Consider the following 15,339-nt stretch of genomic DNA (forward strand, 5'->3'; position numbering starts at 1 on the left):
TGCTAACACTATCCTGTAGTCGGGACTCTAAACATAACATAGCAAGCCACTTATCTCGGTGGTTTCAAGTACGGAATTGCGAATGCCGCATTAGGGCGGTTTCGGCCTAGTGTGAAGATGCGTGAGTTTTACAGATGAGCAAGCTGCTATCCTAAGCGCTGTCAGCCGAGGTCGGCCAGAAGCTGCCGGTTAGCGGAAATAGAGATATCGACTTTCGAGCCTTGATCGAAGATGGAATGGAAAAAATGTCTACTAAATACGAGGCCGTGAAAGCCGCTGTTGACCAAGCCGTAGAACGATATGCTTCATCGGACACGTTACGTGCAGCGGTGCAGTTTGTGCCTGTCGTGGGTGGAGCAATCGATACGATATTATCGGGACGGGGATCACGCCTTCAGCTTGCGCGCTTGGAGCGATTTGTCGGCCAGCTTCATGATCGCCTGCTTCACGTAGAAGCAGGCAGCATCAACCTAGACGGTGAAGACTTTATTGATTTCATGATTTCCTGCTTGGAAAAAGCTTCACGATCGCGCACGCCCCAAAAATCCCAGCGTTTTGCAGAAATCGTTGCTACTCAAGTTTCGGATGTACGGCCTTGGGATGAAGCAGACATGGCGGTGCGACTGTTGGCCGACCTTGAGGACATTCACATGAGTATACTGGGCGCTGCCTTGGCTGCGCCCGAGGGCATGAACTCATTTTCTGGAATAAAAGTCATAGCATTGAAAATCCAGGCAGGCGATACCCTATTAGATGGACTTTCGGCACCGCTGTTGAACGAACTGGGCAACCAGTATTCTTTGATCTCTGTACGCTTAGCATGTTCTGAACTAGTCGCTAGGGGCCTGCTACATGATGAAGGTGTAGGACGATGGGACACCGTCGCGATGACATACTTTGTAGCAACTGATCTCGCGACTTGGCTGAAAAACTGGACCCAGCCAACCGGAACGTAACTTGAGCAGGCTACTGCGCTCTATTCCTTCACTAAAGCGCTCGTGCAGCAACCGTTGAACGCCGGAAAACCATTTGCTAAATGTCTGGAGGTATTCCAGACGTCGATTGGTTCGATCAACAGCTGTATCTTATGGTTTATCAGCGGTGGCTATGTGCACGGGCTGACCTTCAATGAACTCCAGTTCGCCCTTCCCCCATCTTCGATAATTGCTGCTGCCCGAGGGGAAAACTTTGATAGACGCCCATCGCCTACCACAGCATCTGCGTCGCCATAAAAGCAAGGAAATCGCCGAAATCAAAAAGGCGACAGAGATGTTTACGCGGACCCCGCGTGAGTGCGTCGCCGCCGTAAAGCAGCATGCTATGAACTTGGCTGCCGCGCAGCAGTGGATCATCAGCAACGCTTCGGAGGAGCCCGAACCGCCAATCACGGCGATTTCGAAGGTGCCGGCGTGCAACCTGATATCCCTAGCCCCTCGATTCGCGCGCTGCCTCTGGCGCACAAGCTGGCGCTTGAACATCTGGCCAAGACCGATGACGCCAGGCGAACCGAACTTGCCTGGCTGCTCCCGAGCCTGACGGCAGCGATCGAGCGCCCGCACGTCGATGCCGCGGTGTTGGCGAAAGCCGCCGGAAAATACGAAGGCCGCCAGATCATCCTGGACAATGGCACGCTTTACTATCTCTGGCGCGAACGGTTCCGGGTCGCGCTTGAGCCGATCGGTCCCAACCTGTTTGCGGTGGAAGGCGTGTCGGATTTTCGATACCGCCTGACTACCTTGCGCGGAAAAGTGACGGAGCTGGAACGCGTGAACAAGGATGGCAGCATCCAGAGGTACAAGCGCCTTGACTAAAAAAACCCATCAACCGGCCCCGATCGATGACGCCGTGTTTCTCGGCCGCGCTGTCGAACGGCTGAGCGTCCTGATCGCCGAGCAATCCAAGACTGTCTTCGATACGATGGGGATCGTCATCCAGGTTCGTTCGTGTTCGCTGATGACTGTCCTGGCAACGCTCGGCACGGCCTCCGCCGCGGATCTGGCGCGTGAACTCGGACATTCGCACCAGCTGGTCATGCAAAAGATACCAAAGCTGCTCCGCCTGGGCCTCGTACGGTATCGGAACGATGACAATGATGCCCGCCGACGGCTATTGGTGCCCACGGAGGAAGGCATGTCGCAGCTCGCGAAATTCGAGCAGTGCACGGTGCTGATCCGGGCAGCCTATGCCGGCCTGTTTGCCGAGGTGGGAGACGTCAGGCAATTCGTGGACCGGGCCGCCGATGCGCTCAACGAGAGGCCGCTGGACAAGCGCATCCATTCCCCGGCGCGTTTGACCTGACGCACAAGCAGTTTTGTCTTCAGTTTTTGCTGGCTATCCCCATGCTTTCCATGATCCTGGCTGTATTATCCTTGCAGTCGATATCCTCGGGTTTTGCCTCGATCAGCTGAATCAGCGACAAAAGATGGGCCTTGTTCTGCGCCAGCCGCACTTCCAGCGACTCGATATCGGCGATCTTCTTCTTGAGCGCCACCATCAGCTCATCATGTTTCCATGATGAAATATCCTCCGGCAAGACCTGCCTGATTTCGTCCAAGGAAAAGCCCGCCTGCTGGGCGTCGGTGATGATGGACAGTACCGCCACCGCTTCCAGCGGATAGTCGCGGTAGCCGTTCGATTGCCGGTCCACGGCTTTCAGCAAGCCCTTGGCTTCATAGAAGCGTATCGTGGACGCCGCCAGGCCGCTGCGCTTGGCCAGTTCGCCGATTTTCATCTTTTTTCCTGCTCCCTTATTGTGGTGTGTTATTCCGCAGGGCCGCGAGCAGAGCTTGCGCCACTTCCTTGCTCGATCCGGGGTTCTGGCCCGTGACGAGGCGGCCATCGGTCATGACGAAGCTGCCAAACGGTAGAAAACCCTTGTCATACAGCGCTCCCCTTCCCTCGAGCTCGCTTTGCAGCAGGTAGGGTACCTGATCCTTGATGCCGGCCAGCGATTCCTCCGTATTCGAAAAGCCCGTCACGCGGCGCCCTTGTATCAGCGGCTTGCCGTTGTCGTCCTGCAGGTCGAGCAAGCCGGCGGCGCCGTGGCAGACGGAAGAAACGATGCCGCCGTTGCGGTAGATCGCCTCGGCAATGCGCTTGAGGTCCTGGTTGCCCTTGAAATCCCACATCGTGCCATGGCCGCCCGTGTAGAAAATAGCCCGGTAGCCAGCAGGATCGATGTCGGCCGCCGCTCGTGTCGACGCCAAAGCCGCCATGAAAGCGGGATCTTTCAAGTGGTTTTTTGCGGCGGCATCGATATACAGCCATCCCAGACTGCGCTCATCGAGCGGCACGGCGCCGCCGTTCGGGCTGACGAAGTCGACGCCAAAGCCGGCGTCCTTCAGCGCGTCATAGACGTGGGTGAGTTCCGTGAGCCAGAGCCCGGTATGGTCGTTTCTGCTCGGATACTGGGAATGATTGGTCATGACCACGAGTACCGTGCCCGGTTCCCGCTTTGGCGACGCCGGTTCGGCAGCGACGATCTGCATGAGCAGCAAGGGCATGAGCGCGAGGAAAAGCTGCTTGAAAACTGACATGGGATCGTCCTCCTGATGATTGAGTGGCCTGCGCCATGTGATCCACTATAAGCTTAAAGCCAACTTGAATGTCAAGCGGCAGATGGGCGGTGACAGGATTTTGTTGTCTCAGGCTGCTGCGTTTCTTCCAGCCCGTGTTGCGAACGGTACACAGGCAAAAAAAGTGCGTTTTAGAGCTTGACCTTCAAGTTAGCTTAAAGCTTATCGTGAGGTCATCGCAACCCTGGAGATAAGCATGAAGCCTTTTACCCCACTGACGCTGCCCAATGGAAGCGTCATTCCGAACCGCCTCGCCAAAGCCGCCATGGAAGAGAACATGGCTGACAACGATCACGCGCCCTCACAGGAGCTGATCCGCCTTTACCAGTCATGGGCCGACGGTGGCGTTGGCCTGATGATCACGGGAAATGTGATGATCGACCGCCGCGCCATGACGGGACCGGGCGGCGTGGTGCTCGATTCTGCGCAATTTGGCGCCCGCTTCGAGCAATGGTCGCGCACTGCCCGTTCACGCGGGGCGCAGATCTGGATGCAGATTAACCATCCCGGACGCCAGATGCCGGCCGCCATGGGACAGGAAACCATCGCGCCCTCGGCCGTGCCCATGGATATGGGCAACTTTTCCAAGCAGTTTTCCGCGCCGCGTGCAATGACGGAAGCCGACATTGCCGACGTGAAGCAGCGCTTTGTCAACAGCGCCAAGCTGGCGGAACAGTTCGGCTTTACGGGCGTGCAAATCCATGCGGCGCACGGCTACCTGCTCAGCCAGTTCCTCTCCCCTATTACAAATAAACGCACGGACCGCTGGGGCGGCTCGCTCGAGAACCGGGCGCGGCTGCTGGTCGACGTCGTCAACGGGGTGCGGCAAGCCGTGGGCAAAGGCTTTGCCGTCGCCGTCAAACTCAACTCGGCGGATTTCCAGAAAGGCGGCTTCAGCTCGGAGGATGCCAAACACGTGGTTTCCATGCTCAACAGCCTGGGCGTGGACCTGATCGAATTGTCCGGCGGCAGTTACGAAGCCCCTGCCATGCATGGACAGGCCCGCGACGGCCGCACCTTGGCCCGCGAAGCGTATTTCCTGGAGTTTGCCAAGGACATCGCCACCGTGGCCACGATGCCCATCATGGTGACGGGCGGCATACGCCGCTACCCGGTGGTCGAGCAAGTGCTGGGCAGCGGCATCGCCATGGCCGGGATGGGAACGGGGCTGGCCATCGACCCGCACTTGCCGAAAGCATGGCGTGCCGATCAATCGGCCAGCCCCTTGCTCAGGGCCATTACCTGGAAAAACAAGGTGCTGTCGTCGATCGGCTACATGGCGATGGTCAAGTATCAGCTGCGGCGCCTGAGCCAGGGCAAGCCAACGCGGCCCAATGTGGCGCCCGCCCTGGCGCTGGCGATGCAGCAATGGGAAACCGCCATCAGGAACCGGCAGTATCGCCGCCGCATGAATAGCGGCACGTGAATTGAATTTTTTAAATCCAACATAAAAGGTGCAAGCAATGAACATGAAAATTGCCGCGGCGGTATCCGCATTGATATGGAGTGCCGCCGCAGCCCCGTCGCGGGCTGACAATCCTGTTGAAAACAAGCCGGTCATCATCGATATCGCCGGCCATGACGTGCCGGTGGCGGCCGGCGGCCTGTACGACCGCTATCGCTCGAACCCGCCTCTATCGGTGATCGCGGCGGAAGCGCCGGAGCTCGACCTGAGCTGGTTCAAGGGAATCAAAAAAGAAAAGGTCGCCATCGGCTTTGACTCGTATTCGCCGAATTTCTATTATAAAAACAGCAAAATCACGGCCGTCTTCACGGCGGACCTGGCAAGGCTGAAGGAACTGATGCCGGAAGACATACTGAAGCAGGTGCAGCCATTGCAAGTGTGGCCGGGCCGGGGCGCGGTGGCATTGACGGCCTACGCCTATGAATACTGCGACAACGACAGCTACAATGAAATTTCCCTGGCGATCGTGACGAACAAGCCCGGCACGTCCAGTTTCGGCCCTTTCACCTTGCTGGGCCAATCGCTGTCGAAGGATTTCTGGGGCTATGTGCTCAAGCTGCCCGTGAACACGGAACTGGCCAGGGTGCGCGGTGTCGTTGGCTACAACTTGCCAAAGTGGCTGACCGGTATCGAGCGCAAGGAAACGGACGCCGCCGTCTCCTTTGAAGTCATGGACAGCGCAACGGGCAAGCTCGATTTTGTCTTCGCGGGGAAAAAACTGGACGGCCTGTCGCACCAGGCCGAGCTGGTGACGAACAGCTTCACCAACCAGGATGGCGCCGGCACGCTGACGTATGGCTATGCCGTTTCGCGCCAGCTCAGCCATGCAACGAGCACGAGCGCGGAAGCGGTCGGCCTGACACTGTGCGACGGCAGCTTCTCCAGCTATCTCAAGTCATTGAAGCTGGGGAAGATGATGAAATATGAATATGTGCCGGAATTTCAAAATGCGCTGTATGCGCCGAAACCCTTATTAATAGGCAATTAATAAGCTACTTGCCCGGCGTCTCGTGTTCCATGGCCGCCGCGGCAAGGGCGCGCGCATCGAGCGGCATGGATTCCTTGCGCTCGCTGTAGCGGCTGGTCAGGTAATCCGAGCGGTCGCGCACAACCAGGGTGAATTTGTACAATTCTTCCATGACATCGACCAGGCGGTCGTAGTACGGCGACGGCTTCATGCGGTCGTTGTCGTCGAACTCCTGGTAGGCCTTGGCGACGGACGACTGGTTCGGGATCGTCACCATGCGCATCCAGCGGCCCAGCACGCGCAAGCCGTTGACGGCGTTGAACGATTGCGAGCCGCCCGATACCTGCATCACCGCCAGGGTGCGCCCCTGCGTGGGACGCACGCTGCCCATTTCCAGCGGCAGCCAGTCGATCTGCGACTTGAACACGCCCGTCACGGCGCCATGACGTTCCGGGCTGCACCAGACCTGGCCTTCCGACCACAGCGACAAGGCGCGCAATTCCTGCACCTTGGGATGGTCGGGACCGACGCTGTCGACCATGGGCAAGCCATGCGGGTCGAAGACGCGTGTCTCGGCGCCGAAATGCTGGAGCAGCCGCTCCGCCTCCAGGGTCAGCAAGCGGCTGAATGAACGTTCACGCAGCGAACCGTACAGCAGCAGGATGCGTGGCGGATGCGTGGCCACCGCCGGTGGCGCCAGTTTATCGAGGGTCGGCGTGTCGAGGTGGGCTGCGCTGATGTTGGGCAAGTCATGCATGGTGATTTCCTTGTTTAATAATTCCATGATAGTCGAATTATGGAATTAATGTAAACCTGTTTTGTTCCTGAAGCACCGGCCCTCCCTTCCGGCATATGTTGATGTAGATCAATCAATTTTTGTATCGTGTGCAGCAGAATATGACCATGCGCAACTCGCTATCCAATAGACGATGGTCCGCGTCTGCGCTCCGCACTACTCCGTACCCACTTCAAAGGAATACCATGATCCCCACTACCATGAAAGCCGCCGTTGTCGAGCAACTGGGCCAGCCGCTGGTGCTGCGCGACGTACCCGTGCCGGTGCCCGGTCCCGGCCAGATCCTCGTCAGGACGGAAGCATGCGGCGTCTGCCACACGGACTTGCATGCGGCGCGCGGCGACTGGCCCGTCAAGCCGACGCCGCCATTCATTCCCGGCCACGAAGGCATCGGTGTGGTGGTGGAGTTGGGCACGGGCGTGACCGAGGTGCGGCTGGGCGACCGGGTCGGCGTGCCCTGGCTCTATTCCGCTTGCGGCCATTGCGAACATTGCCTGGCAGCCTGGGAAACCGTGTGCGCCGAGGCGCAGTTCGGCGGTTACACGAAAAATGGCGGCTTCGCCGAATACATCCTGGCCGACCCGCGCTACGTCGCGCATATTCCGGCCGGTCTTTCTGCCGTGCAAGCGGCCCCCATCATCTGCGCGGGCGTAACGAGCTACAAGGGCATCAAGGAAACGGGCGCGCGGCCGGGCCAGTGGCTGGCCGTATCCGGCATCGGCGGACTGGGCCACCTGGCCATCGAATATGCGGTGGCGATGGGCTTGCGCGTGGCGGCCGTCGACATCGATGAAGGCAAGCTCGAGCACGCCCGCACCCTCGGCGCCGAAGTGACGATCAATGCGCGCCAGGGCGACCCCGTCGCCGCCTTGCGCGAAGCGACGGGCGGCGGCGCCCACGGCGTACTCATCACGGCACCATCGATCGATGCCTTCCAGCAAGGCGTGGCGATGACGCGCAAGCGCGGCACCTGCGTGCTGGTGGGCTTGCCGCCGGGCGACTTCCCGACGCCGCTGTTCGATGTCGTCGCCAATTGCGTGACGATACGCGGCTCTTTTGTCGGCACGCGCCAGGACATGGCCGAGGCGCTGGCGTTCGCCGCCACCGGCAAGGTCACGGCCGGCATCGAATTGCAGCCGCTGTCGGCCATCAACGAAGTCTTCAGCCGCCTGGAACATGGCAAGGTCGCCTCGCGCGTGGTGCTCGATTTCAGCAGCAGCTGAGCGCGACGCCGCCGCGCGGCCGGTGTGTCCTATGGTGCGACGGCAAGCAATTGCCGTTGTTATGATCGCATTTCATAAAAGACACAACAAGGACACCGCGATGAAAAAATCCCTTTCCGGCCTGCTGGCCTGCGCCGCCCTCGCCTGGCCGCTTGCGGCCGGCGCGGCCGGGCAGGCTCCATCCGCGCTGCCCGGGCACTATTACCTGCAGGGCGTCATGGAAACGGGTTCCGAGCTGCTGCTGAAAAAGGACGGCACCTTCGAATGGGTGCTCAGCTACGGCAATACCGACCAGCAAGCCAGCGGCGAGTGGCGCGTTGCCGGCGACACGGTGACCCTGGTGACGGGCAACAGCGGCAAGGAGCCGCAGTTCCGCGTGTTCGAGGAAGCGGAAATGCGCATCCAGAAACCGGCCGAAGCGGGCCTGTGGGTGGCCATCGTCGGCTTCCCCAAAGTGGGGCCGATGGCCGGCGTGGAGGTAAAATTCGAGGCGCAAAGCGGGAAGACGGCCACGGCGGTAAGCGTGGCGAACGGCGACGCCATCGTCCGCATGCCGGCGTCGGAACGCTGGGTGCGCGCCGGCTTGCGCCGCCAGGGTTCAACAGCCGACTATCAATGGCTGGCCGTGCCGGCGGCGCGCGCGCAGGAACGCATCGCCGCGTTCGCCGTCACCGACGCGCAGTGGCTGCGGGGCCAGGCATTCCAGAAGCTGGCCTTGCGCGTCGTCGATGGCGGTCTGAAAGTCGACGATGCGGACAATGGCCTGTCCAGGGGCTTGTACGCCAAACCGGCATCGAAGCAGTAGCCCTCAATCTACCTCATTCCATTGCGCAAACGCCTTGCACCTGGCCAGCAATATCGGCCAGGGCAGCGCTGTTTTGCGCCCACGCACGCCCGTGCGCCGTTGACACCCTGCGCCGTCTGTCCTATAGTCGCCGGGTTAACGACAAATGAGAATGAGAATCATGTTCACTTCTATCAAGAGATGGCTGGTCTGCTATCCGCTCGTGGCTGCCAGCCTCAGCCTGTTACTGGCCGGAGGCGCGCAGGCGCAGGCGGCCGATCCTGGCGCCGGCGCCAAGCAATTGTGGCAATTGATTGACTACGTTGCCGTCGATTACAGCGGCGCCGTCGAGCACGGCAAGGTGGTCAGCGAGGCGGAATACGCGGAAATGCTCGACTTTACCGACAACGCAACGACGCAGATCGCCGCCCTGCCCGCCCACGCATCGCAGGCGGCCATCGCCGCCGCCATCGCCGACCTGCGCAAAGCCGTCGTGGCCAAGGCCGATGGCGTGGAAGTCAAGCGCCTGGCGCACCACGCGAATGACTTGCTGATTGCCGCCTACCCGATACCCGTGGCGCCGAAAGTGCTGCCGAACCTGGCGCGCGGCGCGGCCCTGTATGCGGCCCAGTGCGCCTCTTGCCACGGCGTGGCCGGCGGCGGCGATGGTCCGCTGGCGGCAAGCCTGGAGCCGAAACCGATCGCCTTCACGGATGGCGAACGGGCGCAGTCGCGCAGCCTGATGGCCCTGTACCAGGTCATTTCGCAAGGCGTGGCGGGCACCTCGATGGCCAGTTTCGGCCAGTTGTCCGAAAACGAGCGCTGGGACCTGGCTTTCTATATCGGCGGCATGTCGCACGATGCGGCGGCAAGCGCGCGCGGCGAAAAACTGTGGCAGGACGATCCGCGCAGCAAAAAACTGTACGCGGACCAGGCCGCCGTGACGACCGTGACGCAGGAAGCTGCGGCCGCCAAGCTGGGCGCGGACGAGGCGCAAGCCTTGACGGCATACCTGCGCAGCCATCCTGACAAGGCCGAGGCGCACAAGCCTGCCGGCCTGGCCCTGTCGCGTATGCGCCTGGAAGAAAGCCTCGCCGCCATGCATGCGGGCGACCGCGCGGCCGCCACGCGCCTGGGCCTGTCCGCCTACCTGGACGGTTTCGAGCCGATCGAGCCGATGGTCGGCGCGCGCAACAAATCCCTGCTGCTGGCCGTGGAAAACGCCATGCTGGCCTACCGCTCCGCCGTTGCCAAGGGCACGGTGGCCGACGCCGAGGCGGCCGGCGACAAGCTGCAGCAACTGTTTACCCACGTGGAAGCGGAACTGGGCGACGCCAAGGCCGATCCGATGACGACTTTTGTCGGCGCCCTGACGATCCTGCTGCGCGAAGGCGTGGAAGCGCTGCTGATCGTCATCGGCATCATCGCCTTCCTGCGCAAGGCCAAGCGCAACGACGTGTTGCCCTACGTGCATGCGGGCTGGGCCAGCGCCCTGGTGGCGGGCGGCCTGACGTGGGTGGCGGCAACCTATCTGGTGACCATCAGCGGCGCCAGCCGCGAGGTGAGCGAGGGTCTCGGTTCCGTGTTCGCGGCCCTGGTCCTGCTCAGCGTGGGCTTGTGGATGCACCAGAAGAGCAGCGCCGGGCGCTGGCAGGAATATTTGCACGAGAAACTCACGGCGGCGATGACGCGGCGCTCGGCCTGGGGCCTGTTCGCCCTGGCCTTCATCGCCGTCTACCGCGAAGTGTTTGAAACCGTGCTGTTCTATTCCGCCCTGGCGGCGGACGGCAACGGCGGCGCCCTTCTGGGCGGCTTCCTGGTGGCCATCGTGCTGCTGGTCGTCATCGCCTGGGCCTTGCTGCGCACCAGCGCCCGCATGCCGATCGGCAAGTTCTTCTCGTGGACGTCGGCCTTCGTGGCCGTGCTGGCCGTGATTTTGATGGGCAAAGGCGTGGCCGCGCTGCAGGAAGCGGGCTGGGTCGGCGTCACCCCCGTCGACTTCATGCGCATCGACTTGCTGGGCATCCTGCCGACGGCGGAAACCCTGCTGGCGCAGGCGTCCATCGTGGCCATCATCATCGCCGGCTATGGCTGGAACCGCGTCTCCGCAGGCAAGCGCAAGCTGGCCTGACCTTGCAATAGCCGGCATGGGCAAGCCGCCCGTGCCGGCACTTCCGCACTTTTTCCCCATTCACCTGTTGCCATGCCGCTCAAGGAGCGGCATGGCGCGCATCCACGTAGGCCCAGGCTTGCAGGCCCGACGCCAGGGTCACGCGTTCGCGCCGGTAGTCGGCCACCTCGTAACCATCCGCCTGCCGCAATTCCTCGAGCGAGACGGCCAGTACGGCGCCCGGCACGCTATCCGTCGGTTCGCCGCGCGAGGCGATCGGATGATGCGTCTTGCCGCTGGTCGCCACCACCTGCGCATCGTCGATGGCCAGCAGCGCCAGACGGTAGCCGGGTAACTGGTCGGGCCCGCTGTCGAGCAGGCGCCCGAAGGTGGCCAGTTGCACCCCGGGCTGCTGCAAGGTGCCGTAGGAAAACAGGTGTTCCATCGTTGCCGTTGAAATAGTTGCCATCTGTCGCTCCTGGTCGCATGTCGATAGCATGCATCGTAACGCCTTTTGGCGGCACAAGCCCTGCACGGTTTTGAAAACTGCGATATGATGACCATCATGCAGAACTCATCCAACAAATCATCTGACAAGCAACCCTCGGCGCAAAGCCGCAAGGAAGCCACCCACGAACGCATCGTCGAGGTGGCCACGCGTGCCATCCGCCGCAGCGGCTATGCGGGCACGGGTGTGGCCGACATCATGAAGGAAGCGGGCCTGACGCACGGCGGCTTTTATGCGCACTTCGCCTCGCGCGACGCGCTGCTGGCCGAAGCGGGCGACCGCGCGGGCGCCGAAGCGGTGGCGCTGGCGGCCAGGGTGGCGGCCGCCGCCCCGCCCGGCCAGGCGCTGCAGGCGATGCTGGCCGCCTACTTGTCGCCCGAACACATCGCCGCCATCGAGGTCGGCTGCCCCGTGTCGGCGCTGGGCTCGGAAATGCCGCGCCAGGCGCCCGAGGTGCGGCGCGCCGCCACCATCCACATCAAGGAAATGATCGACCTGTTCGCGCGCCAGCTGCCGAACTGGGGCCAGCCCGAAGCGCACGCGCAAGCCATGGCGACGGTGTGCGCCATGATCGGCACCACCATCCTGGCGCGCGCCGTCGACGAACCGGCGCTGTCGGACGCCCTGTGCGCCGCCACCCTGGCGCAGTTCCAGGAGACAAACCAGCCGTAATGCCCATGGCCCGGGTCCGTCCCGGGCTTTTTTTCAAACAACAATATGACGATCATCATATTCAACACTATCCACCACTGAAGGACTGCCATGAACGATAACAAGATTGCCCTGGTCACCGGCGCCTCGTCCGGCATCGGCGCGGCCACGGCCCAGCGCCTGGCGCAAGCGGGCTACACGGTGTACGGCACCAGCCGCCGCGGCGCGCAAGCCGATGCGGTCGGCTACACGATGCTGGCGCTCGACGTCACCAGCGACGCTTCGGTCGCTGCCGCCGTGGCCGAGCTGATGCGGCGCGAAGGCCGCATCGACCTGCTGGTCAATAACGCCGGCTTCGGCGTGGCCCCGGCGGGCGCCGAGGAAAGCAGCGTGGCGCAGGCGCAAGCCATCTTCGACACGAATTTTTACGGCGTCGTGCGCATGACCCTGGCTGTGCTGCCGCACATGCGGGCCCAGAGCGGCGGGCGCATCCTCAACATCGGTTCCGTCGTGGGCTTTTTGCCCATGCCCTACGGCGCGCTGTATTCGGCCACCAAGCACGCGATCGAGGGCTACACTGAATCGCTCGACCATGAAGTGCGCGGCTGGGGCATCCGCGCCAGCGTCATCGAACCGGCCTATACGAAAACCACGTTCGAAGCCAATCTGCTGGCGCCCGATACGCCGCTGTCCGCCTACCGGCAAGTGAGCGCGGCCGTCACAAGCCGGCTGCAAGCGCTGATGGCCGGCGCCGATGACCCTGGCGTCGTGGCCGATACCGTGCTGGCGGCGGCCCAGGCAAGCGAGCCGAAATTGCGCTACACGGCCGGGCCGCTGGCGGCACGCTTGCGCCTGATGCGCCGTTTCCTGCCCGCCGCGCTGATGGACGCCGGCTTGCGCAAGGACCTGCGCCTGGCCTGAACGCCAGCATTTTTTCCAGCATTCAGAGAGAACATCATGCAAGCATTGCAACTTAAAAAATACGGCGGTCTCGATCACGTGACGTTTGCGGAACTGCCCCGCCCTACCCCCGGCCCCGGCGAACTGCTGGTGCGGGTGCACGCCGTCGGCCTGAACCCCATCGATAACCTGATTCCCAGGGGCGACTTCAAGCCGATATTAAAACTGCGCTTGCCGGCCACCCTGGGCAGCGACCTGGCCGGCGTCGTGATGGAAGTCGGCAGCGGCGTCACGCGCTTCAAGGTCGGCGACGCCGTGTATGCGAGCATTTTCGACACGCCGCACGGCAGCCTGGCCGAATTTGCCGTCGTGCCGGAACAGGCGGCCGCCCTGAAACCGGCCAGCCTCGATTTCGTGCAGGCGGCGTCGATTCCCATGGTGGGCTTGACGGCGTGGCAAGCCATGCACGAGCGCATGCAGCTGCGGCCGGGTCAGAAAGTGTTCATCCCGGCCGGTTCCGGCGGCATCGGCACGTTCGCCATCCAGCTGGCCAGGCACCTGGGCGCCCGCGTGGGCACCACCACCAGCACGGCCAACGTGGAACTGGTGCGCGGCCTGGGCGCCGATGAGGTGGTCGATTACAAGAAACAGCCGTTCGAGGACGTGCTGCGCGATTACGACGCCGTGCTGGGCACGGTGCGCGGCGACGGGCTGGAAAAAGCCTTGCGCATCGTCAAGCCCGGCAGCCGCGTCGTCTCGCTGGTCGGCCCGCCGGATGCGGCCTTTGCCCGCGCGCGCGGCATGCACGTGGTGCTGAAACTGGTGTTCGGCTTACTCAGCCGCAAGATCATCGGCCAGGCGCGGCGGCGCGGCGCCAGCTACGCCTTCCACTTCGTGCGTCCCGACGGCGGCCAGCTGGCGCAGATCGCCGCCCTGCTTGAGGCGGGCACCATCCGCCCCGTCATCGACCAGGTGTTTCCTTTTCTTCAAGCCAAACAGGCGCTGGCCTACCTGGCGCAGGGACGCGCACGGGGCAAGGTGGTAGTACAGCTGACCATGCCTTGAACGAGCTGCGCCGCAACGGCTTCGGGCGCCGTGACTATGTGTGAGTTTTTTGTTGGCAATTTCCTCCATACTCGTTGTCAACCCCATGCCTATTGATACCGGTCAACCTCCATAAAGGTAGCTCATGCGCTTTTCCCCGGAATGCTGCTGGCTCGCTATCGCTCTCGTGGCCGGCATAGTCCATGCCGCCGAACCGGGCGTCACCGATACGCACATCCGGCTGGGCATGGTCAATGCGCAAACGGGCGCGGCCTCGGGGCTGGGACGGGCCATGCTCGATGGCGCGACGGCCGTGTTCCAGGAAGCGAACCGCAGCGGCGGCATCCACGGCCGCAGCATCGAGCTGGTGGTGGCCGACGATGGTTACGATCCGGACCGCGCCATCAGCGAAACGCTCAGGCTGGTCGAGGAAAAACAGGTATTCGCCCTGTTCGGCAACGTGGGCACGCCCACCACCAACGCCGTCATACCGATTGTGCAGGAAATGAAGGTGCCGCTGGTGGGCGCGTTTACGGGCGCGATGACCTTGCGCCGCCCCGTGGTGCATGAAATCATCAACTTTCGCGCCAGTTACGACGATGAGTCCGATGCCCTGGTGCAGTATTTCGCCAGCCGGGGCATCCAGCGCTTTGGCGTGCTGTACCAGGACGACGGTTTCGGCAATGCCGTGCTCGACGGCACCGTGCGCGCGCTGCAGCGGCGCGGCATGGAACTCGTTGCCAAGGGATCGTTCCAGCGCGGCACGACGGCCGTCAAGGCGGGCCTGGCGGCCCTGATCGGCCACGACCTGCAAGCGGTGATCATGGCCGGCCCCTACACCCCGGTGGCCGCATTCGTGCGCGAAGCGGGCCAGGCCGGGCTGAAGGCGGCCTTGGCCACGGTATCGTTTGTCGGTACCGACAGCCTGCTGCAGCTGCTGGGCACGGAAGGCAACAACATTGTGATTTCGCAAGTGGTGCCCCTGCCGGAAGACCGCCAGTTGCCGATCGCCGCCGACTGCGCCGCCCTGCTGGCCCGGCACGTGCCGGCGGCCAGGCTGTCTTTCGTCAGTTTCGAAGGCTGCATCTCGGCCACCCTGATGGTGGCGGCGCTGCGCCGCACAGGCGCCGACCTCACGCGCGAGCGCCTGATCCAGAGTTTCGAAACGTTCGACCGGCTCGATCTGGGCGGCATGCTGGTAACGCTGCGGCCGGACAATCACCAGGCGTCGACGGCCGTTTTCCTGACCCGTATCGCCGACGGCAGGATCGTTCCGGCGGATATGGCGCCTGGCGCGAAGTGATGCGCGCCCATTT

16 protein-coding genes are annotated in these 15,339 nt (G+C 62.6%); 12 read left to right on the forward strand and 4 right to left on the reverse strand.

Going from position 1 to position 15,339, the window contains the following annotated elements; translation table 11 throughout:
• The first annotated feature begins 236 nt into the window (after positions 1-236).
• The 3 genes from D9M09_RS28985 (at position 237) to D9M09_RS12860 (ending at position 2,298) form a co-directional block, all read left to right on the forward strand.
• Positions 237-956: a hypothetical protein gene (locus D9M09_RS28985; RefSeq protein ID WP_162995665.1), complete on the forward strand. Its 720-nt coding sequence runs from the start codon at positions 237-239 to the stop codon at positions 954-956.
• A gap of 387 nt (positions 957-1,343) precedes the next feature.
• Positions 1,344-1,811 carry a hypothetical protein gene (locus D9M09_RS12855; protein WP_121669475.1) on the forward strand — a complete coding sequence of 156 codons (468 nt, stop codon included), beginning with the start codon at positions 1,344-1,346 and terminating at the stop codon, positions 1,809-1,811.
• Positions 1,804-2,298 carry a MarR family winged helix-turn-helix transcriptional regulator gene (locus D9M09_RS12860; protein WP_162995666.1) on the forward strand — a complete coding sequence of 165 codons (495 nt, stop codon included), beginning with the start codon at positions 1,804-1,806 and terminating at the stop codon, positions 2,296-2,298. Before D9M09_RS12855 ends, D9M09_RS12860 begins: the two co-directional genes overlap by 8 nt.
• A 19-nt stretch (positions 2,299-2,317) precedes the next feature.
• On the opposite strand, the gene D9M09_RS12865 is transcribed toward D9M09_RS12860, so the two are convergent.
• Together D9M09_RS12865 and D9M09_RS12870 are read right to left on the reverse strand one after the other, a co-directional pair.
• Complete coding sequence (locus tag D9M09_RS12865) at positions 2,318-2,731, reverse strand: MerR family transcriptional regulator (protein ID WP_121669477.1); 414 nt, start codon at positions 2,729-2,731, stop codon at positions 2,318-2,320.
• Positions 2,732-2,747: 16 nt separating this feature from the next.
• The gene (locus D9M09_RS12870) at positions 2,748-3,536 is read right to left on the reverse strand and encodes a type 1 glutamine amidotransferase domain-containing protein (RefSeq protein ID WP_121669478.1); all 789 of its coding nucleotides are present in this window, start codon (positions 3,534-3,536) and stop codon (positions 2,748-2,750) included.
• A gap of 235 nt (positions 3,537-3,771) precedes the next feature.
• Here D9M09_RS12870 and D9M09_RS12875 point away from each other — a divergent pair, with 235 nt between their 5' ends.
• Both D9M09_RS12875 and D9M09_RS12880 read left to right on the forward strand, forming a co-directional pair.
• On the forward strand, positions 3,772-5,001 hold the full coding sequence (locus D9M09_RS12875; protein WP_121669479.1) for an NADH:flavin oxidoreductase/NADH oxidase family protein: 1,230 nt from the start codon (positions 3,772-3,774) through the stop codon (positions 4,999-5,001).
• A gap of 43 nt (positions 5,002-5,044) precedes the next feature.
• Positions 5,045-6,028, forward strand: a complete 984-nt coding sequence (locus tag D9M09_RS12880) for an acetoacetate decarboxylase (ADC) (protein ID WP_121671071.1) — start codon at positions 5,045-5,047, stop codon at positions 6,026-6,028.
• A gap of 4 nt (positions 6,029-6,032) precedes the next feature.
• Here D9M09_RS12880 and arsH read toward each other — a convergent pair whose 3' ends face one another.
• A complete protein-coding gene (gene arsH, locus D9M09_RS12885; protein WP_121669480.1) occupies positions 6,033-6,764 on the reverse strand; it encodes an arsenical resistance protein ArsH in 732 nt (243 codons plus the stop codon).
• 224 nt (positions 6,765-6,988) lie between these two features.
• Here arsH and D9M09_RS12890 point away from each other — a divergent pair, with 224 nt between their 5' ends.
• From D9M09_RS12890 to D9M09_RS12900, 3 genes are all read left to right on the forward strand, one after another.
• Entirely contained in the window at positions 6,989-8,026 is a 1,038-nt protein-coding gene (locus D9M09_RS12890; protein WP_430886692.1) for a zinc-dependent alcohol dehydrogenase, read from the forward strand.
• A 100-nt stretch (positions 8,027-8,126) separates the two neighbouring features.
• Positions 8,127-8,831, forward strand: a complete 705-nt coding sequence (locus D9M09_RS12895) for a hypothetical protein (RefSeq protein ID WP_121669482.1) — start codon at positions 8,127-8,129, stop codon at positions 8,829-8,831.
• A 160-nt stretch (positions 8,832-8,991) separates the two neighbouring features.
• A complete protein-coding gene (locus D9M09_RS12900) occupies positions 8,992-10,941 on the forward strand; it encodes a cytochrome c/FTR1 family iron permease (protein WP_121669483.1) in 1,950 nt (649 codons plus the stop codon).
• A gap of 79 nt (positions 10,942-11,020) precedes the next feature.
• Here the strand turns inward: D9M09_RS12900 and D9M09_RS12905 are convergent, their stop codons facing one another.
• Complete coding sequence (locus tag D9M09_RS12905; protein WP_070218805.1) at positions 11,021-11,389, reverse strand: gamma-glutamylcyclotransferase family protein; 369 nt, start codon at positions 11,387-11,389, stop codon at positions 11,021-11,023.
• Positions 11,390-11,473: 84 nt separating this feature from the next.
• Here D9M09_RS12905 and D9M09_RS12910 point away from each other — a divergent pair, with 84 nt between their 5' ends.
• The 4 genes from D9M09_RS12910 to D9M09_RS12925 all read left to right on the forward strand — a co-directional run bounded on the left by D9M09_RS12910 (position 11,474) and on the right by D9M09_RS12925 (position 15,326).
• Positions 11,474-12,100, forward strand: a complete 627-nt coding sequence (locus D9M09_RS12910) for a TetR/AcrR family transcriptional regulator (RefSeq protein WP_121671072.1) — start codon at positions 11,474-11,476, stop codon at positions 12,098-12,100.
• A 90-nt stretch (positions 12,101-12,190) separates the two neighbouring features.
• Positions 12,191-13,000, forward strand: coding sequence for an oxidoreductase (locus D9M09_RS12915; protein WP_121669484.1), 810 nt, complete (start codon positions 12,191-12,193; stop codon positions 12,998-13,000).
• A gap of 36 nt (positions 13,001-13,036) precedes the next feature.
• Positions 13,037-14,044 carry an NADP-dependent oxidoreductase gene (locus D9M09_RS12920; RefSeq protein WP_121669485.1) on the forward strand — a complete coding sequence of 336 codons (1,008 nt, stop codon included), beginning with the start codon at positions 13,037-13,039 and terminating at the stop codon, positions 14,042-14,044.
• Between the two features lie 124 nt (positions 14,045-14,168).
• A complete protein-coding gene (locus tag D9M09_RS12925) occupies positions 14,169-15,326 on the forward strand; it encodes an ABC transporter substrate-binding protein (RefSeq protein WP_121669486.1) in 1,158 nt (385 codons plus the stop codon).
• Positions 15,327-15,339 lie beyond the last annotated feature (13 nt).

The sequence above is a fragment of the Janthinobacterium agaricidamnosum genome (assembly GCF_003667705.1).
Taxonomy (GTDB): domain Bacteria; phylum Pseudomonadota; class Gammaproteobacteria; order Burkholderiales; family Burkholderiaceae_D; genus Janthinobacterium.

What these genes read in the sequence shown, in the direction of transcription:
- D9M09_RS12890 (WP_430886692.1), top strand. Translation starts at nt 6,989, where the DNA reads ATGATCCCCACTACCATGAAAGCCGCCGTTGTCGAGCAACTGGGCCAG.
- D9M09_RS12895 (WP_121669482.1), top strand. Translation starts at nt 8,127, where the DNA reads ATGAAAAAATCCCTTTCCGGCCTGCTGGCCTGCGCCGCCCTCGCCTGG.
- D9M09_RS12905 (WP_070218805.1), bottom strand. Translation starts at nt 11,389, where the DNA reads ATGGCAACTATTTCAACGGCAACGATGGAACACCTGTTTTCCTACGGC.
- D9M09_RS12925 (WP_121669486.1), top strand. Translation starts at nt 14,169, where the DNA reads ATGCGCTTTTCCCCGGAATGCTGCTGGCTCGCTATCGCTCTCGTGGCC.
- D9M09_RS12900 (WP_121669483.1), top strand. Translation starts at nt 8,992, where the DNA reads ATGTTCACTTCTATCAAGAGATGGCTGGTCTGCTATCCGCTCGTGGCT.
- D9M09_RS12865 (WP_121669477.1), bottom strand. Translation starts at nt 2,731, where the DNA reads ATGAAAATCGGCGAACTGGCCAAGCGCAGCGGCCTGGCGGCGTCCACG.
- D9M09_RS12880 (WP_121671071.1), top strand. Translation starts at nt 5,045, where the DNA reads ATGAAAATTGCCGCGGCGGTATCCGCATTGATATGGAGTGCCGCCGCA.
- D9M09_RS28985 (WP_162995665.1), top strand. Translation starts at nt 237, where the DNA reads ATGGAAAAAATGTCTACTAAATACGAGGCCGTGAAAGCCGCTGTTGAC.
- D9M09_RS12870 (WP_121669478.1), bottom strand. Translation starts at nt 3,536, where the DNA reads ATGTCAGTTTTCAAGCAGCTTTTCCTCGCGCTCATGCCCTTGCTGCTC.
- arsH (WP_121669480.1), bottom strand. Translation starts at nt 6,764, where the DNA reads ATGCATGACTTGCCCAACATCAGCGCAGCCCACCTCGACACGCCGACC.
- D9M09_RS12920 (WP_121669485.1), top strand. Translation starts at nt 13,037, where the DNA reads ATGCAAGCATTGCAACTTAAAAAATACGGCGGTCTCGATCACGTGACG.
- D9M09_RS12875 (WP_121669479.1), top strand. Translation starts at nt 3,772, where the DNA reads ATGAAGCCTTTTACCCCACTGACGCTGCCCAATGGAAGCGTCATTCCG.
- D9M09_RS12915 (WP_121669484.1), top strand. Translation starts at nt 12,191, where the DNA reads ATGAACGATAACAAGATTGCCCTGGTCACCGGCGCCTCGTCCGGCATC.
- D9M09_RS12910 (WP_121671072.1), top strand. Translation starts at nt 11,474, where the DNA reads ATGATGACCATCATGCAGAACTCATCCAACAAATCATCTGACAAGCAA.